The sequence below is a fragment of the Streptomyces sp. NBC_00464 genome (genome assembly GCF_036013915.1).
Classification (GTDB): domain Bacteria; phylum Actinomycetota; class Actinomycetes; order Streptomycetales; family Streptomycetaceae; genus Streptomyces.
In genome coordinates, this window is record NZ_CP107899.1 from 4,865,127 (window position 1) to 4,889,730 (window position 24,604).

At 71.4% G+C, this 24,604-nt stretch carries 15 protein-coding genes; 7 read left to right on the forward strand and 8 right to left on the reverse strand.

All coding sequences use genetic code 11. The features are described from left to right. The first annotated feature begins 134 nt into the window (after positions 1–134). The 5 genes from OG912_RS21910 to OG912_RS21930 all read left to right on the forward strand — a co-directional run bounded on the left by OG912_RS21910 (position 135) and on the right by OG912_RS21930 (position 7,946). The gene (locus tag OG912_RS21910) at positions 135–740 is read left to right on the forward strand and encodes a TetR/AcrR family transcriptional regulator (protein ID WP_326736492.1); all 606 of its coding nucleotides are present in this window, start codon (positions 135–137) and stop codon (positions 738–740) included. A 143-nt stretch (positions 741–883) separates the two neighbouring features. Next, positions 884–4,432 carry a bifunctional glycosyltransferase/CDP-glycerol:glycerophosphate glycerophosphotransferase gene (locus OG912_RS21915; protein ID WP_327710893.1) on the forward strand — a complete coding sequence of 1,183 codons (3,549 nt, stop codon included), beginning with the start codon at positions 884–886 and terminating at the stop codon, positions 4,430–4,432. Between the two features lie 317 nt (positions 4,433–4,749). After that, positions 4,750–5,907, forward strand: a complete 1,158-nt coding sequence (locus OG912_RS21920) for a glycosyltransferase family 39 protein (protein ID WP_327710894.1) — start codon at positions 4,750–4,752, stop codon at positions 5,905–5,907. Positions 5,908–5,986: 79 nt separating this feature from the next. Further along, entirely contained in the window at positions 5,987–7,501 is a 1,515-nt protein-coding gene (locus OG912_RS21925; RefSeq protein ID WP_327710895.1) for a bifunctional glycosyltransferase/class I SAM-dependent methyltransferase, read from the forward strand. Between the two features lie 70 nt (positions 7,502–7,571). After that, positions 7,572–7,946, forward strand: a complete 375-nt coding sequence (locus tag OG912_RS21930; RefSeq protein WP_326736488.1) for a hypothetical protein — start codon at positions 7,572–7,574, stop codon at positions 7,944–7,946. Positions 7,947–8,006: 60 nt separating this feature from the next. Here the strand turns inward: OG912_RS21930 and OG912_RS21935 are convergent, their stop codons facing one another. The 5 genes from OG912_RS21935 to OG912_RS21955 all read right to left on the reverse strand — a co-directional run bounded on the left by OG912_RS21935 (position 8,007) and on the right by OG912_RS21955 (position 18,312). Beyond that, entirely contained in the window at positions 8,007–10,166 is a 2,160-nt protein-coding gene (locus OG912_RS21935; RefSeq protein WP_327710896.1) for a bifunctional glycosyltransferase/CDP-glycerol:glycerophosphate glycerophosphotransferase, read from the reverse strand. A gap of 234 nt (positions 10,167–10,400) precedes the next feature. Beyond that, positions 10,401–11,324, reverse strand: a complete 924-nt coding sequence (locus tag OG912_RS21940) for a carbohydrate ABC transporter permease (RefSeq protein ID WP_326736486.1) — start codon at positions 11,322–11,324, stop codon at positions 10,401–10,403. Further along, positions 11,321–12,790, reverse strand: a complete 1,470-nt coding sequence (locus OG912_RS21945; protein WP_327710897.1) for a carbohydrate ABC transporter permease — start codon at positions 12,788–12,790, stop codon at positions 11,321–11,323. Before OG912_RS21945 ends, OG912_RS21940 begins: the two co-directional genes overlap by 4 nt. A gap of 4 nt (positions 12,791–12,794) precedes the next feature. Next, complete coding sequence (locus OG912_RS21950; RefSeq protein WP_327710898.1) at positions 12,795–14,165, reverse strand: ABC transporter substrate-binding protein; 1,371 nt, start codon at positions 14,163–14,165, stop codon at positions 12,795–12,797. A gap of 289 nt (positions 14,166–14,454) precedes the next feature. After that, positions 14,455–18,312 (reverse strand): FHA domain-containing protein, encoded by a 3,858-nt coding sequence (locus tag OG912_RS21955; protein ID WP_327710899.1) that lies wholly within the window; start codon positions 18,310–18,312, stop codon positions 14,455–14,457. A 616-nt stretch (positions 18,313–18,928) separates the two neighbouring features. Here OG912_RS21955 and OG912_RS21960 point away from each other — a divergent pair. Continuing rightward, positions 18,929–20,596, forward strand: a complete 1,668-nt coding sequence (locus OG912_RS21960) for a serine/threonine-protein kinase (protein ID WP_326736482.1) — start codon at positions 18,929–18,931, stop codon at positions 20,594–20,596. 216 nt (positions 20,597–20,812) lie between these two features. Next, positions 20,813–22,066: a serine/threonine-protein kinase gene (locus tag OG912_RS21965; RefSeq protein ID WP_327710900.1), complete on the forward strand. Its 1,254-nt coding sequence runs from the start codon at positions 20,813–20,815 to the stop codon at positions 22,064–22,066. On the opposite strand, the gene OG912_RS21970 is transcribed toward OG912_RS21965, so the two are convergent. From OG912_RS21970 to OG912_RS21980, 3 genes are all read right to left on the reverse strand, one after another. Next, the gene (locus tag OG912_RS21970; RefSeq protein WP_327710901.1) at positions 22,021–22,287 is read right to left on the reverse strand and encodes a hypothetical protein; all 267 of its coding nucleotides are present in this window, start codon (positions 22,285–22,287) and stop codon (positions 22,021–22,023) included. The genes OG912_RS21965 and OG912_RS21970 overlap by 46 nt on opposite strands. A gap of 82 nt (positions 22,288–22,369) precedes the next feature. Continuing rightward, a complete protein-coding gene (locus OG912_RS21975; protein ID WP_327710902.1) occupies positions 22,370–22,819 on the reverse strand; it encodes a hypothetical protein in 450 nt (149 codons plus the stop codon). 25 nt (positions 22,820–22,844) lie between these two features. Continuing rightward, positions 22,845–24,539: an RHS repeat-associated core domain-containing protein gene (locus OG912_RS21980; protein ID WP_327710903.1), complete on the reverse strand. Its 1,695-nt coding sequence runs from the start codon at positions 24,537–24,539 to the stop codon at positions 22,845–22,847. Between the last annotated feature and the right edge of the window lie 65 nt (positions 24,540–24,604).

Genomic DNA, 24,604 nt, shown 5'->3' on the forward strand with positions numbered 1-24,604 from the left:
AGGCGGGGAAACGGAGGGGCGGGGAGGGGAACGATCAGTAGCGACGGGACGGGACCGTATCGTCGCAACGCCGAGGGTAGGACGGACCGACGTCGCTACGCAACCGTTTCGTCGTCACGGACTATGATTCGGCCATGACCACCGACCCGGGAAGCCGCCGCCGTGCCCCCGCCGGAGCCGCCGTGCTGCGCGAGGACGTGACCGATGCGATCCGCACCGCGGTCTTCGAGGAGCTGGCCGCGGTCGGCTTCGCCCGGATGTCCATCGAGGGCATCGCGCGCCGCGCCGGCGTCGGCAAGACCGCGGTCTACCGCCGCTGGAAGTCCAAGCTGCACCTGGTCCTGGACCTGGTCTCCGCCGTCGCGGTGCAGGGCATGCCGGCCCCGGCCACGGGCTCGCTGTACGGGGACGTCCGCGCCGTGCTCGAACTGGCCGCGTACGCCCTGCGCCACCCGCTCGCCTCCCAGGTCATCCCGGACCTGCTCGTCGAGGCGGCCCGCAGCCCGGAGATCTCCGACACCATCAAGGCCGCCCTGCTCGACCCGCAGCAGGGCATCGCCGCCGTGGTCGTACGGGACGCCGTCGCGCGCGGGGAGCTGCCGCAGGGCAGCGACCCGGACCGCGCCCTCGATCTGATCGTCGGGCCCCTCTACTGGCGGCTCGCGGTCGTGAGGGGCGAGCTGCCCGCGGGCTATCTGGACGATCTGGCGGCCTCGGCCGTCGCCGCCCTCACCCGCTGAGCGCACACCGCGTCCTGCGGGGCCGCGGCGTCAGCACGACGATCGCGACATCACTCGTTGGGGACCGTAACCGGTGACCCCCGGCCGTTCACGGGGTTGAGCCATACGGATAGCCAGGCCCCCGATGAACGGACGTGCTCACCATGCCGCCACGGCTCAGTGTCGTTGTCCCCGTCTACAACGTGGAACCCTTCCTGACGGACTGTCTGAAGTCCCTCGCGGAGCAGACCGTCACCGACCTCGAAGTGGTCATGGTCGACGACGGTTCCACCGACGGCAGCGCGGCCCTGGCCGCCGGGTTCGCCGCACAGGACGACCGCTTCCGGCTGGTCAGCCAGGAGAACGGCGGACTGGGGCACGCCCGCAACACCGGCGTCCGCAACTGCGACCCCGAAAGCCGCTACCTCGCCTTCGTCGACAGCGACGACGTCGTCCCGCCGCGCGCGTACGAACTGCTGCTCGGCGCCCTGGAGGAGACCGGCTCGGACCTGGCGTCCGGCAACGTGCTGCGGCTGCGGGCCGGTGGCAGGCTCCAGCAGTCGCCGATGTTCCGCACACCCATGGCGACCACACGGCTGCGCACCCACATCACCCGTGACCGGCAGCTCGCCGGGGACCGGATCGCCTGCAACAAGGTCTTCCGCCGCTCCTTCTGGGACGAGCACGCGTTCGCCTTCCCCGTCGGCGCGCTCTACGAGGACATCCCGGTCGTGCTGCCCGCCCACTTCCTGGCCGGCTCCGTCGACATCGTGAAGGACCCCGTCTACCACTGGCGGGACCGCCCCGGATCGATCACCGCAGGCCGGGCCGTCGTGCGCGGGGTCCGGGACCGGGTCGCGCACGTACAGGGCGTCTGCGACTTCCTGGCGGAGAACCGCACCGCCGCCGACAAGAACCACTATGAGGCGCACGCCCTCGCCAACGACCTCTGGTACTTCATGGAGGTCCTGCCCGAGGGCGACGACGCGTACCGCGACGCCTTTCTGACGCATACCAACGCGTTCCTCGACCAGGTCGACCCGTCGGTGCTCGACGGGCTCCCGCTGCGGCTGAGGCTGATGTGGCACCTCGTGCGTGAGCGCCGCACGGAAGAACTGCTGGCCCTGCTCGCCTTCGACAAGCGGGAGCCCGGCGCGTTCGCCGTACGGGGCCTGCGGCGCCGGCGGGCCGCCTACCCACCGCTGAGCCGTCCGGTGCCGAGCCGGGTGCTGCGCCTCGGCGACGGCGATCTGCCGCTGGTCGCCCGGCTGCGGGAGGTGCGCTGGCAGGACGGAAAGCTGCACCTGAAGGGGTACGCGTACATCCGTAACCTGCCCGTCGCCTCGGGCCGCTCCGAATTCCGGGCCGGCTGGTTGCGGGCGGCCGGCGGGCGGCAGGTGGTCCCGCTGCGCCTGCGCCGGACCGGCGAGCCGGAGGCCACCGCGCTCTCCCGGCAGAGCCTGCACGACTACGACCGGTCGGGCTTCGAGACGGTTCTCGACCCCGCCAGGCTCCGTATCGCCGCGGACGGCCCGGCCGATCACATCACCTGGCGCCTGGAGCTCGGCGTCGCGAGGAACGGGATGCTGCGGCGCTCCGTACCCACCACCGCGGAGGCCCCCGTGGCGCCGCCGGTGCACCGGCCGGACGGCGACCACCGGATCGTGCCGGTCTTCGAGGCCGACCGGCTGGTCCTGCACGCCGAGCGGATCGACGCACGCTTCGAGACCCATCGCGCGGGTGAGACGGGCGACGGGACGGCCACCGTCGTCGTCGACGGCATGCTCCGGGACCGGCTCGGCCGCCAGGATCTGCGGCTGGGCCTCACCCACCGCCCCTCCGGCACCACCTTCGAGTGCCCGGTGACGGTGCACGAGGACGCCGCGCCCTCGGCGGCGGGCTGGCGGCGCTTCACCGCCGGGATCCCGCTCACCGCACTCCTCGACGCCAGGCCGGCAGCCGGCGAGGCGCGGTCGGGCCTCCCGTACAGCGTCCATCTCATCGGCCCCGGCGGCCGCCGGACCCCGATCGATGTGCCAGGTCCTGTCCCCTCGGGCCGGTACCCGCTCGCACCGGTCGCCGACGAGCCCCGCGAGCTGGCCCTCACCGTGAGCGCCCGCGGCAATCTGCTGATCAGCGACCGCTCCGTACAGCCCACCGTCGAACTGGCCGCCTGGACGCAGGACGGGAAGCTGCTCCTGGAGGGAGGCTTTCCCGACGATCCCGGGCGCCCGGTCGAGCTGGTGGCCCGGCACAGCGGCCATCACGAAGAGGCGGTCTTCCCCGTCGAGTTCACCGGACCGCAGGACGAGCGGCGGTTCACGGCCGAGCTGCGGCCGGACGCCATCGAGGTGTGCGGGGGCGGAACGCTGCCACTGGGGGAGGGCAACTGGTACTTCTTCCTCCGCGAGAAGGGCGCCGCCGACGAGAGCGGCGACATCGCCCTGCGCCTCCCGGCCGCCGTCCATCACACCCTGCCCGCGGCCCGCACCCTGACGGGTCGTTCGTACGTCATCGAGCGCCGCTTCCACGACCAACTGCTGCTGAGCTGCGCACCCCCGCTCGGCGCCGGGGAGCGCGGCCCGCGCGCCAAGCGGCTGCTCAGCAGCGCCTACGCGGCGCAGCGCGCCGCCGCGCTGCGCGGGACCGTGCTGTTCAGCAGCTTCGACGGCCGCCAGTACTCGGACTCACCGCGCGCCGTCCACGAGGAGCTGACCCGGCGCGGGACCGGTCTGGAGCATCTGTGGGTGGTGCGCGACGGGCAGGCGCGCATCCCGGCCGGCGCCACCGCCGTGGAGCACGGCTCGCGGGCCTGGCACGAGGCACTGGCCCGCAGCCGGCACATCGTCACCAACACCCAGCTGCCCGAGTGGTTCGAGCGGCGCGAGGGCCAGACCGTCGTCCAGACCTGGCACGGCACCCCGCTCAAGCGCATCGGCCTCGACCTCGCCGGCACCGCCCAGGCGAACCCCGCCTACATCGCCACCCTCGAACAGCGCGCCCGGCAGTGGAGCTTCCTGGTCTCCCCGAACACGTACTCCACCCCCGTGCTGCGCCGCTCCTTCGGCTTCGAGGGCGACGTCCTGGAGTGCGGCTATCCCCGCAACGACCTCTTCCACGCCCCGGACCGGACCAAGATCGCCGCCGCGGTACGGGAGACCCTCCAGATCCCCGACGGCAAACGGGTCGTGCTCTATGCGCCGACCTGGCGCGACGACCAGCCGAGGAACCGCGGCCGCTACGCCATGGACCTGCGGCTCGACCTCGCAGCAGCCGAGCGCGAACTGGGCGCGGACACCGTCCTGCTGGTGCGCCGTCACTACCTGGTCGCCGACCGGCTCCCGGACAGCGGTACGGGATTCGTCCGCGACGTCTCGCGCTACCCGGAGGTCGGTGAACTGATGCTGATCAGCGACGCGCTGGTGACGGACTACTCCTCGCTGATGTTCGACTTCGCGCAGACCGGCCGCCCGATGCTCTTTCACACCTACGACCTGGAGCACTACCGCGACACGCTGCGCGGATTCGCCTTCGAGTTCGAGTCGCGGGCCCCCGGCCCCCTGATTCCGGACTCCGGGGATCTCGTCGAGGCGCTGCGTGACCCGGTCCGGTCGACCGCGGGACACGCGGGGGCGTACGAGGCGTTCCGGCGGGACTTCTGCGACCTCGACGACGGCCGGGCGGCCGCCCGGGTGGCCGACCGGATGCTGTAGTCCGCACCCCTGTGCCGCACCGCTCCCCGACGGGTGCGGATGCGCGGTGAACTGCGGGGTGACGCGGTGGTGAACGTGAATTGACGCACGGACTGTCCGAACTGCGTGAACCGTTCGAGTGATTCGGAGAATGTGGCGTTTGCACGGATGCGCAGGGAATCCGAGCTGTGGGCCGGACAAGTATGTTCATCGGTGCGTTGCAGGGCGTCGTCGGGTTGCTACGTTCTGTTTTCATGGGTATCCGAATGTGGTGCGAAACCTTGGATGTGCGACGAGCCAGAGCCGCTGTACTTGTTGCCGCGGCGGTCGGTCTTCTCGTGCGCACGGTCATCGCGGCGAATGTTCCGGGACCCGCCGATGTGCGCTTCTTCCAGGGATTCGCCCAGGCCGTCGCCGCACACGGGCCCATTCGAATCTATGAGCAGTCGATGCCCGGTCTGCCCGTCTACAACCACCCGCCACTGGCCGGCTGGATGCTGCTCGGACTGAACAGTCTTTCGGGATTCGGAATGTCGTTCGCCACGCTGATCAGGTGGCCTGCTTCGATTGCCGATTTCCTCTGCGCCCTGCTCGTGTTCGAAATTGTCCGCAGGCGTGCCGCGCTGCGTACCGCGGTGCTGTGCGCGGCCGGCGTGGCCGTCAGCCCGGTGCTGATCGCCACGTCCGGCTATCACGGCAACACCGACGCGGTCGCCGTCATGTTCGCCCTGGCCTCCGCCCACCTGCTGGCCGACCGCAGGTCCCCGCTCGCGGCGGGGGTGGCCGCGGCGCTGTCGATCAGCGTCAAGTTCGTCCCGGTGGTGGTGATCCCGGCGCTGCTCGTCGCCGCCCTGCGCGGCGGCCGGCCGGTGCTGGTCCGCTTCGCCGCCGGGTTCGCCGCCGTGTTCGCACTCGTGTGGGGGCCGGTCCTCGTGACCGTGCCGCAGGACCTCCAGCGGAACGTGCTGGAGTACGCGGGCGGCGGCTACCGCTTCTGGGGGCTGGTCCGCTTCGCCGACGTGTTCGGCCTGCCGGAGTCCTTCATCGCCTTCATGCAGGGTGGCGGCCACTTCCTCTTCGTCCTGCCGTGCGTGGCCGCCGGCGTCTGGCTCGCGTGGCTGCGGCCCGCGCAGCTGCCGGGCGTCGTCGCCGTCACGCTGGGCCTGCTGCTGCTTCTGTCCACCGCCTCCGGCCTGCAGTACCTGACCTGGGCGGCGGCCGGAATGTTCGTCCTCGGGCCCTGGGAAGGGTTCGCGTACAGCTGCGTGCTCGGACTGACGGCCGTCCTCGGCTACAGCGGACGCTCCGCCGTGAGCTGGAGCGAGCCGGTGCTGTATCTGGGCGCCGCCGGCTGGATCGTCCTCGCGGCCGGACTGACCACCGGCGTCCGCCGCCTCCTTTCCGCGCGGCCGGGCGTGGCCCGGACCGGCCGCTCCGGCGGGGCGCAGGTCTCCGCTCCCCGTACCTCCCAGCCCTCCGGTTCCGCCGTCACCTGACCGCGACGCCGGAGCGGCGCCCGCCACCGTCCCCTCCCGATCACAGCCACGAGCACCGAGCGCAACTGGAGAACGCCCCGTGAAGGAAAGCCCGAGTCCCAGGATCGGCATCCTGGTGGTCGCGTACAACGCGGAGACCACGCTGGAGAAGACCCTCGACCGGATTCCGGAGGATTTCCGGTCCCGGGTCGACGAGATTCTCATTCTCGACGACGCGAGTCATGACGCGACCTTCACCGCCGGCTGCCGGTGGTCGCAGGCCGAGGGAATGCCGCGGACCGTGGTGATGCGGCACACCAAGAACCTCGGTTACGGCGGGAACCAGAAAGCCGGATACGCGCTGGCCGCCGCACATGGACTCGATATCATCGTGCTGCTGCACGGCGATGGGCAGTACGCCCCCGAATTGCTCCCCGAAATGGTCGCACCGATCGAACGCGGCGAATGCGAAGCCGTGTTCGGATCGCGGATGATGAAATCGGGCAGCGCTCTCAAGGGCGGAATGCCGATGTACAAGTGGCTGGGCAACCGCATTCTCACCCGGCTGGAGAACGGGCTGCTCGGATCGGAGCTCACCGAATTCCACTCCGGATACCGCGCCTACAGCGTCGAGGCACTGAAGAAGCTGCCCGTCGACCGGAACACGGACGCCTTCGACTTCGACACCCAGATCATCGTCCAGCTGCTCAACGCGGGAATGCGGATCAAGGAAATCCCCGTGCCCACGTACTACGGCGACGAGATCTGCTACGTCAACGGCATGAAATACGCGAAGGACGTGGTCAAGGACGTCCTCGAATACCGCCTCGCGGTCAAGGGTTTCGGCACCTGCGCCTGGATCCCCAAGCCCGTCGAGTACGCCTTCAAGGAGGGCGACGGCTCCTCGCACGCGGTCATCCTGGAGAAGATGCGGAAGATGCCGCCCGGCCGGGTCCTGGACCTCGGCTGTTCCGGCGGGCTGTTCGCACAGCGCCTCGAAGCCCTCGGCCACGAGGTGACCGGGGTGGACTACGTCGAGGTGCCCGGTGTGCGCGAGAAGTGCAGCCACTTCCATCTCGCCAACCTGGAGGAGGGGCTGCCGGACGGGATCGGCACCGGCTTCGACTACGTGGTCGCCGGGGACGTCATCGAGCACCTCTCCCGCCCCGAGCAGGTGCTCGCCGAGGTCGCCACCGTGCTGCGGCCCGGCGGCGAGGTGCTGCTCTCCGTGCCGAACTTCAGCCACTGGTACTCACGGCTTCGGGTCGCCGTCGGGGCCTTCGACTACGACCGCCGCGGCATCCTCGACGAAACGCATCTGCGCTTCTTCACCCGGTCCAGTCTGCGCCGCACCGTACGGGCCGCGGGCTACGACGTCCTGGACATCGCCTCGACCGGGGCGCCGTTCTGGTCACTCCTGGGCCGCGGTCCGCTCGCCGCCGTACTCGGCGGGGTGTCGAGGCTGCTGACCCGGATCCGACCGACCTTGTTCGGCTATCAGCACGTCGCACTGCTCACCCCGCATGCGGCCGAGACGATCATCGCTGGAGAGCACGTCGATGTACAGGACATCCTCAACCGACAGTACGTCCCCGCCGACCGGGTCCGCGTCTGAGGCGACGATCCCCGAACCCACCCCCGCCCCGGCATCCGAGTCCCGGGCGGTCGCAGTCAGGAGCAAGGCCTTGACCCTCCCCAGTCTGATCCTGCTGCTGTTCGCCGTGTTCTCGTCGGCGGGTGGCCAGATCATGCTCAAGCACGGGATGAAGGGCGCCGTCGCCACCGCCGGGCGGGACGGCGGTTCGGTCGCGCTGCGCGCCGCCACCAGCCCGTGGGTCGTGCTCGGCCTCGTCGTCTTCGCGGTGTCCGCACTCGCCTGGATGTCGACGCTGGCCAAGGTGCCGCTCTCCATCGCCTATCCGTTCAACGCCCTCGGCTACCTGCTGATCGTGGGGGCCGGGGCGACGGTGCTGCACGAGCGGACCTCGATGTGGACCTGGGGCGGTTCGCTGCTCGTGGTGGTCGGCCTCGCCACGGTCATGGCGGGGCAGCAACGCTGAGAGCGACCTGCACATGCCGAAGGGCCCGCCACGGCGGGCCCTTCGGCATGTGCGACGGAATCAGACCGTGGCGGGCTCCTCGCCCAGCAGCACCCGGCGCACCACGCGCTCGGCGGCGCGGCCGTCGTCGTACGGGCAGAAACGGGCACGGAAGGCCGTCAGCAGTGCCCGGCTCGCGGGTCCGTCCCAGCTGCCGTCGGCGAAGACCCGCGCCAGCTCGTCCGTGGTCGTCGCCACGGCGCCCGGGGTCTCGCCGGGCCTCCCGGACAGCAGGTCGAAGACGACCCCGCGGACCGTGCGGTACGTCTCCCAGTCCGGGGCGTGCACCACGATCGGGCGGTTCAGGTGCGCGTAGTCGAACATCACCGACGAGTAGTCCGTGATCAGCGCGTCGGCCGCCAGGCAGAGGTCCTCGATCCGCGGGTGGTCGCTGACGTCGATGACCGACGCGTTCGCGGGCAGCCCCGCGCCCCCGTAGAAGTAGTGCGCACGCACCATGACCACGGTGTCCGGGCCGACCGCGGCGCAGAACCGTTCCAGGTCCAGGCGGCTGGTGAAGGCGGCCTCGTAGTCGCGGTGGGTGGGCGCGTACAGCAGGGCGCGCTGCCCGGGGCGGATACCGAGGCCCTCGCGGATCTCCAGGACCCGTTCGGGGGTCGCCGACGCGAGCACGTCGTTGCGCGGGTATCCCGTCTCCAGGCTCCGTGCGGCGCCCGGGTAGGCGCGGGCCCACACCTCGGTGGAGTGCGGATTGGCGGAGACGCTCCAGTCCCAACGGTCGATCCGCTTGAGCAGCCGGTCGAAGTTCAGCCCCTGCGCCGCCGCCGGGAAGTCCTGCTGGTCCAGGCCCATGATCTTCAGGGGGGTGCCGTGATGCGTCATCACATGGACCTGGCCGGCCCGCTTGACCACGTGGTCGGGGAAGTTGACGTTGTTGAAGAAGTACGTGGCGCGAGCCATGGCCGCCCAGTAGCGGCGGGTGCCGGGCACCACGTGGTCGATGCCCTCCGGCAGCGAGTCCAGCTGGTTCCTGGAGACCACCCACACCCCGCGCACCCCCGGCGCCAGCTCCCGGGCCTTGCGGAAGACGGCCTCCGGATTGCAGCTCACGCCGCGGTTCCAGTACGCGGCGTAGACGGCGAGTCCGCGGTCCAGCGGGAGCTTGCGCTGCCACCAGTAGTAGCGCCTGCTCAGACTGCGCTTGGCCCGGTCCCGCACCGCGTCCGGCGTGGCCCGCAGCCCGCGGCGCAGGGCCAGGGCCGTGTCGAGGGTGCCGAGCACGGCGTACCGTCCGCCGCCGATCAGCCGGGGCCGCAGCCCGCGCGCGCCGCCCGGGAAGCGGTGCCCGGCGGGCCGGTACGCGCGGTGGAAGGCGGCGACGGAGCGTACGTACCGTCGGCGCCGGCGCGTCACCGAGGGGTAGCCGGACAGCAGCTCCTGGACGGCCCGTTCGAAGAGCAGCGGCTGTACGGGGAGCAGCCGGGGGCGCTCGCGGACGAACTCCATCAGCCCGGCGTACGCGTCGACGAGTCCGGCCGGTGCCGAGCCCGGCAGCGCCTCGTCGTCGAGGGCCGGCAGATAGCGCTGCTGGCGGTGCTCGACGCAGGCGGTGGACAGGACGGCCACGGACTCGGCCGCGGCGAGCGTCTGGAGGGCGTACATCCGCTCCCCGTGCTGTCCCGGAGCGAAGGTCAGCTTCTCGCCCTCGTGCAGGACGCGGCGCACGGCCCGGTTCCAGGACACCGGGGCGATGTCGAGGAGTGCGGACTGTCCGGGCGCGGTCAGCGGGCCGTCGGAGAGTTCGCCCAGCAGCTCCAGCGACCTGCTGGGCCGGGGGCGCCCCCGGAACGGCCGTTTGTGATGGCCGAACAGCAGCAGATCGGGGTCGTCCGCCGTCCCGAGCCGGTCGGCGATCGCCCGCAGCGCGTCCGGAAGGAGGACGAAGTGGGCCTCCAGGAACATCAGATAGTCCCCGACGGCCCGCTCGGCCCCGGCATTACGGCACCCGTCGGGACCAGCGCCGTCCGCGAGGTGGATGGCCTGCACCCGGCCGTCGCGGGCGGCGAAATCGTCGAGCAGCAGCCCCGAACCGTCCGGCGCCCCGTCGTCGACACCGATCACCTCGATGTCCGTGAACGTCTGGGAGAGCACCGACTCCAGGCATTCGCGCAGACTTCCCCGGGCGCGGCGGACAGGGATGATGACACTCAGGCGCGGCATACGGACTCTTTCTCGGACACGGGCGTGCGGAGCAGCATGGACCGGGGCGCAGCGCGTGGAGGCGCGCCCGATGGTGGGGGCGGGTACTCCGTAAACGCCCGATGGAGTGACGGGGTTACGCCGGACTCCGTCAGCCATGCGAAACGCCGGAAAGGGGCAGTCCTGCCGGCGTAAGCAGGACTGCCCCTGGTTGACGTGCGTATGTGCGACTCGTGCGGTGGTGCCGTGGTGCGGCTACTTGACCGCGCCCGCCATCACGCCGGAGACGAACTGGCGCTGGAAGGCGAAGAACACCGCGAGCGGAATCACCATCGACATGAAGGCGCCGGGCGCCAGTACGTCGATGTTGTTGCCGAACTGCCGTACCTGCTGCTGGAGCGCCACCGTGATCGGCGGGGAGTCGGAGTCCGCGAAGATCAGCGCGACCAGCATGTCGTTCCACACCCAGAGGAACTGGAAGATCCCGAGCGAGGCGATCGCCGGTCCGCCCAGCGGCATCACGACCCGGGTGAAGAGCCGGATCTCGCCCGCCCCGTCGAGCCGCGCCGCCTCCAGCAGCTCCCGCGGGATCTCCGCGAAGAAGTTGCGCAACAGGAAGATCGCGAAGGGCAGGCCGAAGGCCGTGTGGAAGATGATGACGCCGAAGGTCGTCTCGAAGATCCCGACCGCGCCGAAGAGCTTGGAGACCGGGATCAGGGCGACCTGCACCGGGACCACCAGCAGCCCCACGACCACCAGGAACCACCAGTCGCGGCCCGGGAACTCCATCCAGGCGAAGGCGTATCCGGCGAGCGAGCCGATCACCACGACCAGGACCGTCGAGGGGACGGTGATCAGGACCGTGCTGAACAGCGAATCGGTGAACGTCGGATTGTCCAGCAGCCGGGAGTAGTTGTCGAAGGTGAGCTCGGAGGGGACGGTGAAGATCTTCCACCAGCCGGTCGCCGCGATCCTGTCCGCGCTGCGCAGCGAGGACAGGAACAGCCCGACGGTCGGCATCAGCCAGAACAGGGCCACCAGGATCAGGACCACGCGCATCACACCGCCGCCGGCCAGGGCCGCGATCCGTGCGCCGAGGGGCCGCCCGGCCTTCGCCGTACCGGTGTCCGGGGCGTCGCCCGTTCCGGCGGGCGCGGCCGTGGTCGAGGGTGTCGTCATCGGCGCCCCTCCTTCCGTATCCGCCTGATGTTGAAGAGCATCACCGGGACCACCAGCAGCAGGAGAAGTACGGCGATGGCGCTGCCGATCCCCAGATCGGCATCCGTGCCGAAGGAGGACCGGTAGAGCTGGAGCGCCAGCACGTTCGCATCGTCCTGCGAGGAGCCCGGCGCGATGATGAAGACCAGGTCGAAGACCTTCAGAACGTTGATCATCAGCGTCACCAGCACCACCGCGAGGACCGGGGCGAGCATCGGCACGGTGATCCGGCGGAACACCTGCCACTCGTTGGCCCCGTCCACCCGGGCCGCTTCCAGGAGTTCGCGCGGCAGACCCGCCAGGCCGGCCGCGATCAGCACCATGGCGAACCCGGCCCACATCCAGACGTAACTCCCGATGATGCCGGGTGTCACGAACGACGGGCCGAGCCATTCCACCCCGTTGTACGGCTCCTTGAAGTTCGAGGCAGGGAGCCGGAGTTCGGCTCCGTCCGCGGCGGCGGGCAGGGTGAACACCCCGTCGGCGCCGGCCGTGGCGGAGGCGACCACCTTGCCGTCCTTGACGGCCTCCACCTTGATGCCCTTGAGCCCGAGCTCCTTGGCGTCGATGACGTTGGGTTTACCGCCGCCGCCCTTCGTGAAGTCCAGCCAGGCGGTGCCGGTGATCTTTCCGTCCCCGCTTGTCTGCGGGGCGCGGGCCGGCTTCGCGTCGGTGGGCATCTTCGCGGGGAGCACCCCGACCAGCGGCAGCTGGACCGGCTCCCCGGCCCGCACCGGCACCTTCGTCACGAAGGAGCCGCCGTCCGCCGCCTTCAGCGGATGGACGGGCAGCGGATGCGCCTTGGGGAAGCCCGCCGAATCGGCGAACGTGTCGTGCACGCCCACCCATACGGCGTTGGCGACGCCGCGCTCCGGTGCCGCGTCGTACACCAGCCGGAAGATGATGCCTGCGGCGAGCATCGAGATCGCCATCGGCATGAAGACGACCAGCTTGAACGCCGTGCCCCAGCGGATCCGTTCCGTCAGCACCGCGAAGATCAGCCCGAGCACGGTGGCGACCGTCGGGGCGAAGACCACCCAGATCGCGTTGTTCTTGACCGCCGTACGGATGGTGTCGTCCGTGAACAGCGCCTTGTAGTTGTCGATCCCGGCGAATCCGGTGCCCGCCTGGTCGAAGAACGACCGGTAGACGGAGTACACGATCGGATACACGACGAGCGCGCCGAGCAGCACCAGCGCGGGCAGCAGGAAGAGCGCCGCGATGACCCTGCGGGTGCCGGTCACGCTCCTGCGGGTGGGCACCTTGCGGCCGGGCGACTCCCCGGGCACGGGCTCCCCGGGCAGGGGCTTCCTGGGGGCGGGGACCGAGGCCCCGCCGGACGGTTGCTTGTCGGGTGACTGATTGCCGGGCGTTTGATTGTCGGCGGGGAGCGCCTCGTCGGCGCCCCCCGCTGCTGCTGTCGTCATCGCGTCAGCTCTTGTACGCCTTGGCCGCGTCGGACTCCAGTTTCGCCTGGGTCCCCGCGATGTCCTTCGGGTTCTTCAGGAAGTCCTGGAGGGTCTTCCACTCGCCCTTTCCGGGCGTCCCGCCGAACGACTGCGGAGCCTGGTCGGACATGTCGAACCGCACGGCGTCACCGGCCGCGATCAGCGCCTTCGCGATGGTGCGCTGCACCTCGTTGGGGTACGCGGCGGCGTCCAGGGACTTGTTCGGCGAGATGAACCCGCCCTGCTCGGCCCAGATCTTCGCGGCGTCGGTGGAGGCCAGCCAGGTCAGCAGGGCCTGGGCGCCCTTGCCGTCCTTCAGGATCACCGCCGCGTCGCCGCCGGTCACCACGGGCGACTCGGCGCCGACCGCGGGGAACGGGAACACCTTGGCGTCCGTACCGACCTTGGCCTTCGTCTGCGCGATGTTGATGCTGACGAAGTCACCCTCGAAGACCATGCCGCCCTTGGGCTGGTCCCCGCCGGTGAAGGTCTGGGTGACCGAGGCCGGGAACTCCGTCTGCAGCGCGCCGTCCGCGCCGCCCGCGATCAGGGAGGGCTTGCCGAAGAGCTGCGCCAGGGTGGTGAGCGCGTCCTTGACGGACGGGTCCGTCCACTTGATCTTGTGCTGGGCCAGTTGGTCGTACTTCTCGGGGCCCGCCTGGGAGAGGTAGACGTTCTCGAACCAGTCGGTGAGCGTCCAGCCGTCCGCGCCGCCGACCGAGACCGGGGTGACGCCCGAGGCGGACACCGTCTCGGCGGTTGCCAGGAAGTCCTTCCAGGTCTTCGCCTCGGACGCTCCCGCGTTCTCGAACACCTTGGCGTTGTACCAGATCAGGGACTTGTTGGCGGCCTTGAAGTACACGCCGTACTGGGTGCCGTCGACCGCGCCGAGGTCCTGCCAGACCTGCGAGTAGTTCTTGGTGAGCTGGGCCTTCGCCTCGGCTCCGACCGGCTTGGCCCACTTCTTCTCGACGGCCTGCTTGATGGCGCCGACCTGCGGGATCATCGCCACGTCCGGCGGCTGGCCGCCCGCGATCTTCGTACCGAGGAAGTTCACGATCGGGTCCTGCGCCGGGACGAAGGTCACCTTCGCGCCCGTGCGCTTCTCGAACTCTGTGAGGACCTTGACGAAGTTGGCCTGCTCGGGCCCGGTCCAGACCGCGGCGACCGAGATCTTCTCGCCGTCCAGTTTCGGTAATACGACGCTCGGCGTGGTCCCGGTGTCCTTGGACGAGCCTCCCTCGCCCTTCGTGGCCTTTCCGCCGTCACCGTCGTCGCTGCAGCCGGTGAGGGCCAGCGCGCCGATGGCGGTGAACACCAAGGCGGCCCTGCGAATCCGAACCGTTGTGCGCATTCCTGCCCCGTCTCTTCTGTGCGCGTGCACGGACCGGCACCGGCCGGACTCCCGGTAGTGCCGGTCATTCATCACGTCGTCCTGTGCGCACAGTCCTACGCCGGGGATCCGGGCGCCGCAATACCGCCAGAGGGCCCAACTCCTTGATCGTGATGGGCTCGTGACGTGAGGTCAGGGCAGGTGTGAGGCGATTGGGGCGACGGACCCACCGGGTGGGCCCGCCCAGTAGGCCCACCCGGTGGGCCCACCGTCGCTCGTGGGTCCGCGGGCGGTGGCGGCGGCCGGTCGTTCAGGAGTGCGCGGGCGGCAGTGGCGGCAGCGGCTCGGCGTTCACCGAACGGGCCGCCCGCTCCAGCGCACTGGCCAGCAGCGCCAGGTCCGTCGGCCCGTTGCCCAGCTCGCGGACCGGGCGACGGGTGGGCGGATCGCCCATCCGCTCCCACTCCAGCGGTACGACCGTGGGCCGCAGCGTCGCCGTACGCGGGATGCGGCCGGTCACCCGGCCGCCCTGGAACGGTGTCACCCGCCCGTCGGGATGGCCCAGCCGCCCACGGCCCGGCGCCGGTTCGTCCGGTGACGGCGGCACCACGGGCGGGTCGAGTACGACGCGCAGCCGCGCTCCTCGGGCCAGTTCGGTGTCCTCCGTGCGGTCCGGGCGGGCGGACGTGGCGACCAGGTGGATGCCGAGCCGGCCGCCGTCCCTGGCCACCGTCTCCAGCGCCCGTACGACCGAACCCGCGGCCGGCCGGCCCGGGCTGCCCAGCGCCGGGGCGATCAGCGCGTCGAAGTCGTCCACGAGCACGACGAGCCTGGGCAGCGGCGAGGGGCCCGGGTCCGTCGCCCGCGCCGAGGTGGTCCGCAGCCGCAAGGTGCCGCTCATCGCGGACTCGACGTCCCCGTGCTGCTCGGACGGGCCGGGGGGCCGCTGCCCGACCATGCGCTGCGCCACCTCGTACCGGCTGTGCCAGTCGGCGAAGTCGAGGCCGCCGAGGAGCTCGGCCCGCCGCTTCACCTCGCCGCCCAGGGCCTGGGCGAACTCCCGCATCCGGACCGGATCGGAGGCCACCAAGTGCGTGAACGCGTGCGGGAGTTCGGTGCAGGGGTGCAGGCTCTCGCCGCGCTCCCCGCCGGCCCCGTCGACCAGCAGGATGCCGAGCCGGTCGGGCCGGTCGGCGGCGGCCAGCGAGGCGGCGACCGCCCTCAGCAGTTCGGTACGTCCGCTGCCGCCGGGCCCCTCGATGAGCAGATGCGGTCCCTCGTCCGAGAGATCCACACTCACCGGGCCCCGGGGCCCGGCCCCGAGCACCACGACGGGCCGCCCCGCCGCCCCGGCCGGGGCGCTCGCAGAGGTGGGGGCGGGCCGGGGAGCGGACGTGGCCGCCGGCCCGGAATCGGAACCGCGCGCGGCGACCTGGGGCCCGTCGCCCTGGCGCGGCCCGCTGACCCGGTTCGAGGAGCGCCCCGATCCGGCGGTACGCAGGCTGTCGGCGCCCGCGACGTCGTCGGCCCCGCCCCAGGAACGGGTGTCGGAGCCCGGCAGGGTGCGGGAACTCGGGGTGTCCCCGGGCCCCCCTTCGTAACGCTGCGCACCGACGCGGGGATAAGGGGTGCGGCCGGAGCCGGTGTTGTCGGGGTAGGGGGTGCTCCCGGAGTCGGTCCTGCCGGGGTACGGGGTGCGGCCGGAACCGGTGCTGCCGTACCCGTCGCCGCGGGCGGGGGCGTGGCGCGGCACACCTGCGTGGGTGTCGTTGCTGCGGGGGTAGGGCGTGCGGCCGGAGCCGGTGTTGTCGGGGTACGGGGTGCGGCCCGAGCCGCGGTCGTCTGTTGTGCCGGGGTACGGCGTGCGGCCGGAGCCGGCGGGTTCCTGGTACGGCCCGCTGTCGGGGTAGGGCGTGCGGCCGGAGCCGCGGTCGTCCGTCGCGCCGGGGTACGGCGTGCGGCCGGAACCGGTGTTGTCGGGGTACGGCGTGCGGCCCGAGCCCCAGCCGCGGCCGTCGTCGTCCGTGTCGCGTCGTGCGCCCGCGTGCGGCGGGTCGGTGGGGGTGCGCTGGGCGCCCACGCGGGGGCCCGTGGCGCCCGGGTGAGCGGTGCGGCCCGAGCCGCGGGCGTCGTCGGCCGTCGCTCCCGTACCGCCCGTCCAGCTGCCCGCGCCGCGGACCGTCGCGCCCGGCTGCTCGTCCGCCGCGGAGGCCCAGCGGGCCATCAGGGAGGCCGGGGTGGCGCGGGCCAGGCCCAGCTCGTCCAGGAGGCGGGCGGACGGCGGGAGCGCCACCGCCGCGCGGTGGCCCGGCAGCGCGGTCGAACCCTCGGCGCGCAGCGGGGCCAGCGCCCGCGCGAACCGCTCGGCCCAGTGCGCCGACACCGCGTCCACCGCGGCGACCGTGCCGTGGCCGGCCGCCCGGCCGCCCGCGGTGCGCAGCAGCCGTATGGCCGTCGCCACATCGCCGCTGAGCATCGCTACGGCCCCGCACTCGCGGAAGGCGATCGAGGCATGGCAGGCCGCCTCGTACGTCGCGGCGACCGGCGAGGTGGGGGTGGCGGCCGGGGTCTCCGCCAGACAGATCAGATGGATGCCCGCCGCCGCACCCGCCGCGGCCAGCCGGGCGGTGTTCTCGCGCAGCACCGCGGAACCGGGGTCGCCGTCGACGATCACCACGGTGAACGGGCCCTCGTAGTGCCGGGCGGCCTCGGCGACCGTACCGGGATCGAAGCTTGCCCAGCCGGGGCCGAGCGGGCCCTCGTCCAGGCGGCGCACCAGCTCCGTCGTCCGGGCGACCGCCTGCTCACGGTCGTACGCCATCAGCAGCCGGCAGTCCTGGCCGTGCATCGGCCGCAGATGCGGCAGCCAGCCGAGCCAGGACCATTCGCGCCGCCGCTCGTCCATGCCGCGTGCCCGGTCCGTGCTGATCAGCACGATCTCCAGATCGGCGGGGGAGTGCAGTGCGGCCAGCTGGGCCACGGCGGAGCGGGCGAGCCCCGCCAGCCGTTCCCGCGGCCCGGCGAGCCCCAGCGAACCGGCCTCCCGCAGCCCCACCGTCACCGGCACGGCGGGCAGGTCGGCCCGCTCGGTCGTGCCCAGCCGGACCACCAGCGCCTCCGGGTGCGCGGTGTCGCGCTCCCACAGCCGGGGGCCCGGGCCCAGCGCGGTCAGCAGGACGGAGGCCGGATCCGGCCAGGTGCCCTCGGGGGCGGAGGGCGGCGCGGTGAACGTCGCGGGGGGAGCCGGGGGACCGGCCTCGTCGGGCGCGTTCTCGTGCACCGGATCGCCCTTGCTGCCCGCGAGCCGGCGGGCCCAGGCGCCTATGCCGCCACGACGGGGCGCCACGTCGTCCGGCACCCGGCCGGTGCGCGCGGAGCCGGAGCGCGGCCGTGCCGGGGACCGCCCGTCGGGGTCGGCCGAGTGCTCGTGTCCGTGGGCGGCGTCCGGGCCGTCGTGGTCCTCAGGCCCGCCGTACGCCGGTCCGTAGCCGTGGTCCGGGGTCGGGAGGGCGGTGGCCGGCGCCGCGGCCACCCGCAGATGGCCCTCGCCGTCCGGCGCCGTCGCCAGCGTGGGGGTCCGCGCACCGGAGGTGAGACGGAGCGTCGATTCGCCGAGCCGGAGCAGCGCGCCGGGGCTCAGCCGGACCGGACGGTCGCGGACGTCCGTGCCGTCCAGGGAGGTGCCGTTGGTGGAGCCGAGGTCGGCGACGGAGACCCGGCCGTCCGCGGAGACGGTCACCGCGCAGTGCAGCCGGGACACATCGGGGTCGTCGAGCGGGACGTCGGCGTCGGCCGAGCGGCCGATCCGGATCTGCCCGCCGTGCAGCAGGTGGACCCCGCCCGCGTCCGGCCCGGCGATCACGTGCAGCTGGGCCGGGACGGCGTCGTCCGTCGTCTCGTCCTCGCCCGGGACCTGGAGTGAGAGCACCGCCCCGTCGACCAGGGGTGGCTCACCGAGGGCGCACCGCTGCGCGTCGAGCCGCTCCCGCCCGGCGAACAGCACCACCGCGCCGCTGCCGAGGGAGCCGTCGGGCCCGGAGACGGACGCGGCCAGGTTGGATGCCACGGTGGCCAGTGCCGTCCCCGCGGGGGCGGTGATCAGCACGTCGCAGGCGCGTGCGGGGGTCTGGCCGCTGCGCGGCGCGAGGACGGTCAGCCGGATCTGCATCGCCGTCAGCGGTCCCTTCTGCGCGCGGTGTCCGGCAGGGGAGACGCCCTGTGATTCCCCCCACCCGGCACGGACGCGTCGTCCGGTACAGGTTCGTCACGTACCGCAGGGCTCCCGACCCCACAGTTCCGTGCTGGAGGCATCCTCGCACCTGCCACTGACAACACGCCCGGGGGTCACCGCTAAGTGATCTTGAAAGGTCGGCTGTGCGCCCAAAAGTGCCTGCTTGGCCGGTTCCCGGGGCGCTCACAAGAGGCCCGTGCTGCACTCGGCGTGAACCTGAATTGTGACCCGGACTGTGATCCGGACCCTGCCCCGGTCCGTGATCCGAACCGTGACTCGGAGCCGTTCCGTCGGACTCCTCCGCGGCAACCATCGGCCCGGGACGAGCGTCTTCTTCCGCAACCGGCGCTCCGGGACGGCAGGCGGACTGCCCAGCGGACCGCGTGGCGGACCGCTGGGCAGACCGCACTCCTCCGGGGAATTACGGAGAATGTCGACAAAAAGGTAACCTGCCCGACCCGGCCGTCCACTCCGGCCGCCCCACTAGAGTGGGCCGGAACTCGGGACGGATCCGGGGGACCGCAAGCACCACGATCAGCAGGGAGCGCATGACGTGCGGCCGGTAGGCAGCAAGTACCTGCTCGAGGAGCCGCTGGGACGCGGCGCCACGGGCACCGTCTGGCGCGCCCGCCAGCGAGAGACCGCGGGCGCCGAGGCGGCCGTCGCAGGCCAGCCCGGCGAGACCGTGGCGATCAAGGTCCTCAAGGAGGAGCTCGCCAACGACGCGGATGTCGTGATGCGGTTCCTGCGCGAGCGCTCCGTCCTGTTGCGGCTGCGGCACGACAACATCGTGCGCACCCGCGACCTGGTCGTCGAGGGCGATCTCCTCGCCCTCGTCATGGACCTGATCGACGGCCCCGACCTGCACCGCTACCTCCGCGACAACGGCCCGCTCACCCCGGTCGCCGCCTCGCTGCTCACCGCGCAGATCGCGGACGCGCTCGCCGCCAGCCATGCCGACGGCGTCGTCCACCGCGACCTGAAGCCCGCCAACGTGCTGCTCGACGAGCGCGACGGCCAGATGCACCCGATGCTCACCGACTTCGGCATCGCCCGCCTCGCCGACTCCCCGGGCCTGACCCGGACCCATGAGTTCGTCGGGACACCGGCCTATGTGGCGCCCGAGTCGGCCGAGGGCCGCCCGCAGACCTCCGCCGTGGACATCTACGGCGCCGGAATCCTGCTGTACGAGCTGCTCACCGGCCGTCCGCCGTTCGCCGGCGGCACCGCGCTGGAGGTCCTGCACCGGCACCTCAGCGAGGAGCCCCGCCGCCCCAGCACCGTCCCCGCACCGCTGTGGACGGTGATAGAGCGCTGCCTGAGCAAGGACCCGGACCGTCGGCCCAGCGCCGAGAACCTCGCCCGTGCGCTGCGTACCGTCGCCGCCGGCATCGGCGTGCACGCGAACTCCGCGCAGATCGCGGCCGCCGACGGGGTGGGCGCCCTGCTCGCGCCCGACCCGGCGCCCACCGCGGTCCCGGAGACGCCGGGAGCGGCCGACCCCACACAGGTGCTGCCGAGCAACGCCGGCTCGTACGACCCGAACGCGGCCACCAGCGTCATGCAGCAGAACGCCGGGCCGGGCGGCGGCCACGCCGACCCGACCGCGGTCATGCCGCCGGTCCCGCCGCGCCCCGAGGGGACACCGCAGCCCGACGGACCGCACCCGTGGCAGTCCCAGCTCCAGGCCGCCCGCGACCGCAACGAGCAGACGCAGGTCCAGTACCTCGACCCGAGCCAGGACCCACTGCGCCGCCGCCCCCAGCGCCAGCAGCCGCAGCAACCACCGCGTCACCAGCAGCAGTACCCCCAGCAACAACAGCAACAGCCGCAGCAATACCGGCAGCAGCCGCAACAGCAGCAGTACCAACCCCAGCCCCAGCAACAGCAGTACCAGCCGCAGCAACAGCGCCAGCAGTACGCGCCGCCGCAGCAGCCCCAACAGCCGCAGCAGCCGGCCCAGCGCGCGCCCCGCGAGCCGAGGCAGCGCAACGCCAACCCGATGAAGATCCCAGGGCTCGGCTGCCTGAAGGGCTGCCTGTTCACGCTGGTGCTGCTCTTCGTCGCGAGCTGGCTGATCTGGGAGCTCACCCCGCTGAAGGACTGGATCGGCCAGGGGCAGAGCTATTGGCACGCGATCACCGACGCCTTCGACACCGTCACCGGCTGGATCTCGAAGCTCGGCGGCGACAGTGGGGACAGCGGCGGCAGCGGAACCTGACCGGACAACCGACCGGGCACCGCACGCGGGCACCGCACCCGGACACTGACCGGACTCTGTAGCTATATCGACTTCTGCGGACCAATTCCGAGGCAATTCGCCCGCAGAAGTGAAGGTTGGCGCCATCCAGGGCACGCAACCCCCCGATCGCCGCGTAACTTTGTCGACCGGGGGTTGTTGTGCGAGGGTCCATCGCCAGCCGCTGAGGGAGCAGTCTTGGCACGGAATATCGGCAGCCGGTACACCGCCCACCAGATTCTGGGGCGCGGCAGCGCCGGCACGGTGTGGCTCGGCGACGGCCCCGAGGGGCCCGTCGCCATCAAGCTGCTCCGGGAGGACCTCGCGTCCGACCAGGAACTCGTGGGCCGCTTCGTCCAGGAGCGCACCGCCCTGCTCGGGCTCGACCATCCGCACGTCGTCGCCGTCCGCGACCTCGTGGTGGACGGCAACGACCTGGCCCTGGTGATGAACCTGGTCCGCGGTACGGACCTGCGCACCCGGCTCGACCGCGAACGCCGACTGGCCCCCGAGGCGGCCGTCGCGATCGTCGCGGACGTCGCCGACGGCCTCGCCGCCGCGCACGCCGCCGGGGTGGTCCACCGCGACGTCAAGCCGGAGAACATCCTGCTCGACATGGAGGGCCCGCTCGGCCCCGGCAACTCCCACCCCGCGCTGCTCACCGACTTCGGCGTGGCCAAGCTGATCGACACCCCGCGCCGCACCAAGGCCACCAAGATCATCGGTACGCCGGACTATCTGGCCCCCGAGATCGTGGAGGGCCTCCCGCCGCGCGCCGCCGTCGACATCTACGCCCTGGCAACGGTGCTGTACGAGCTCCTCGCGGGCTTCACGCCCTTCGGCGGCGGCCACCCCGGCGCCGTTCTGCGCCGCCACGTCACCGAGACCGTCGTCCCGCTGCCCGGCATCCCCGAGGAGCTCTGGCAGCTGCTGGTCCAGTGCCTCGCCAAGGCCCCGGCCTCCCGGCTGCGCGCCTCCGAACTGGCGGCGCGCCTCCGCGAGCAGCTCCCGCACCTGGCCGGAATACCGCCCCTGGACGTGGACGAACCGGACGACGAGTCCGAGCCCGAGTCGCACGGCCAGGCCTACGACGAGCAGCAGTACACCCCGGCACCCGAGGAACCCCGCCGCCGCGGCGCGGTCCCGCTGGTCCCCGGCTCGTCCCCCGACTCCAACCGGGACACCCACACGAGCATGCGCGTCCCGGCCCCCGACGAACTCTCCGGCGGCCCCCGAGGCACCGCCCGCGCCCCCCGAGCCCCGGGCAAGCCCCGCCCCGGCTCGGCCCGCAACAAGTCGGCGGCCATCCGCAAACGCCGCCTCACTCTGAGCGCTGCGGCGCTGGTGCTGGTCGCGGCGGTGGGGGTGGGCGGCTGGCTGGCGCTGGGCGGCGACGACGCGGGGTCTCAGTCCCCCCAGGACACGAAGAACTCGGCACCGGCGGCGCCGTAAGTCTTGTCGTCCGCGGTGGCGATGGTGCCGACGACTTCGCGGACCTGGATCTTTCCGGTCTCGGGGTCGGTGACGGCGAGCTTGTCGCCGTTTTCCACGTCCACGACGGGCTTGGTCTTGCCGTCGGCTTCCAGAACCGTGGTGCCGGGCAGGACGCCGTGCGGGATTGGGTAACCGCCCCCGGCGACGAGGGGGCGCCGGGGCTCACGGTGCGCCACCACGAACAGTCCTCCCGGGCGGGGCGATGTCCACCTCCGACCCGCAGGGGTGGACATCGCCCTGCGCCGGTTCTGCCGGCCCTTCTCAGGCTTGCGGGACGTACTCCAGCAGTGGCGGAATCGACGCGTCGCCAACCCCCTCCATGGTCATGACGACTCGCCTGCGACAGGATTTTCCGAGCCATTTCATAAATCCTTCAAGATTTACGAAATCGTCGGCACTCCTCACTAGCTGCGGATCGAACGTGAATTCCATTTCGTGAGCACGGAAAAAATAGCACCAGAACGTGATATTTCCGACCGTGATAGTCAAAGTCGCCGATGCATCCTCATCTTTTTCCAGGAGTGCAAACAGATCTGCCGGGTCGATCGCGGGGTCGTCAATAGTTGAGTTGGGATCAACTGAGAGGGTGACTTCGGCGCCTAGTGCCGGGAGCGATGACATCATCAGCCGCCACTCGTGGATGCTGGTGTCGAATACGTATATGTCCCGCAGTGCACCGTCCACTTCAAAGTGATCGGCGTTATATTTCATGATGAACCACTCCCGGCTTAGCGACTTAGAGGAATCCTGCGAACGCCAGGGATCCGTTCTTCATGCGCCATCTGGCGCCCCACCCTCCGTCAATCTTGATATCTAGAGTCGACCCTCCATATTTTAGGGGGTCCTTGAGGTGGGGGTTGATGGCCCTTGTCGCATTGGGGCTCGTGAGAACCTCATGGATAATTTCTTCCGCGATCTCGGAGCGCTCCCTGTCCGTCACCTTGCCGAAATTATACAAATCGGTGTGTGCCTGGCCTCGCTTTGCCAGGTTTGACGAGTGTTTCTGAAGAGCGCGCCCCGCTTCCGACAACTGCCGGGAGAAAGTCTTGGTTGCCACCGCTGCGAGATCATCTTCACCCGCGCCTGTCAGGCAGTTGTGAACCAGGACCGGCGTAGCCCCCGCCACCACATAGTACGTATGCACAACCCCGACCGTCAGGTCGTAAGTGACCCCCGACGCCCGGTAGTTCCGCACCGCCGACACCACCGCCGTCGCCCCGCCCGGACGCTGGAGCTCCGTGCCCGGCTTCAGGTTTCTGGCATCGGTCCAGCGGTGGTGGGTGGCGTCCCAGAACGGGTGGTGCCACGTGGTCGTGAGCTTGACGGGGCGAGGGGTGCCGGCGCCCGTAGCGGGAGCCGCGACCGGCCCGACTGCGTGCGAGGCGGCCGGTTCAGGGGTCAGGAGGAGGTCCGTGAACTCCTTGTCGTCCTTCGTGACGATGTGGCGTTCGACCTTCTCGGCAGCCGTGACCTCCGTCTGCGGGTCCGTGGAGGTGACCTCGTCGCCCGGTCTCAGGTCCGCGATGGGTTTCGTCGTGCCGTCCGCCAGGAGGACGTGCGTATCGCCCTTGAAGCTGTGCTTCGTGCAGGCGGCGGCAGCCGATTCCATGGCCTTGACCTGGGAGCTGGCCGCCTTCGCCGAGGCCTCGGCCGCCCGGACCAGGTCCTCGGCCTCCTTGACCAGCTTGTCGGCCTTCTTCAGGGCCCGCCAGATCTTGAATGCTTTCCAGCCGGCCTTGATCGCCTTCGCGATCTTGCCCCAGGGCACGGCGTTCAGGGCCGTGTTGACGCAGCCCATCACGTCGCCCTTGGTGAAGCAGTTCACCGCGTCCGTGAGGCCGATGACGTCAGCGACCAGGCTGATGACCTTCTGGGTCAGGCCCTCCCGCTGCTTCTTGGCCGCCGCGGCGACGGCGCTCGCCGTCTTCACCTCCTGGGCCGCCTTGGCCGCCTCCGCCTGCACGTTCTGCGTCGTGTTGCCGATGTGCCCCCGGCCGCCGTTGTCGTCGCCGACCGCGAGGCCGTCGGAGCACCGGCCCTTGTGGCAGGTGGTGCGGTTGGGGCCGCCCGGGTCGACCGGCCCGTCCGTGATGATCCGGCCGGAGCCGTCGCCGTACGGTGTGCCGATGCCGCACAGGTCCGCCGGGCACAGGCCGGACGGGTCGCTCAGGGTGACGGGACTGTTGTTGGCGTACGCGTACGCGTTCCAGCTCTCCGGGTCGCCCGCGCTGATCAGCGGATCCGGGTTCAGGAACCGGCCCACCGACGGGTCGTACTCCCGGGCTCCCAGGTTCGTCAGGCCCGTCGCGTCGTCCTGCTGGCCGCCGACGTACCCCTTCGTGCCCTGCCAGTCGGCCGCCGCCGTCCGTACCTCGCCGAACGGTTTGTACTGGCGGCGGGTCACGGCCTGCGTGCCCGCGTCGATCTGCAACTGGCCGGTGTTCTGGCGGTCGGAGACGACGTAGTCGACTCGGTCACCCTTGGCGTCGGCCGTGT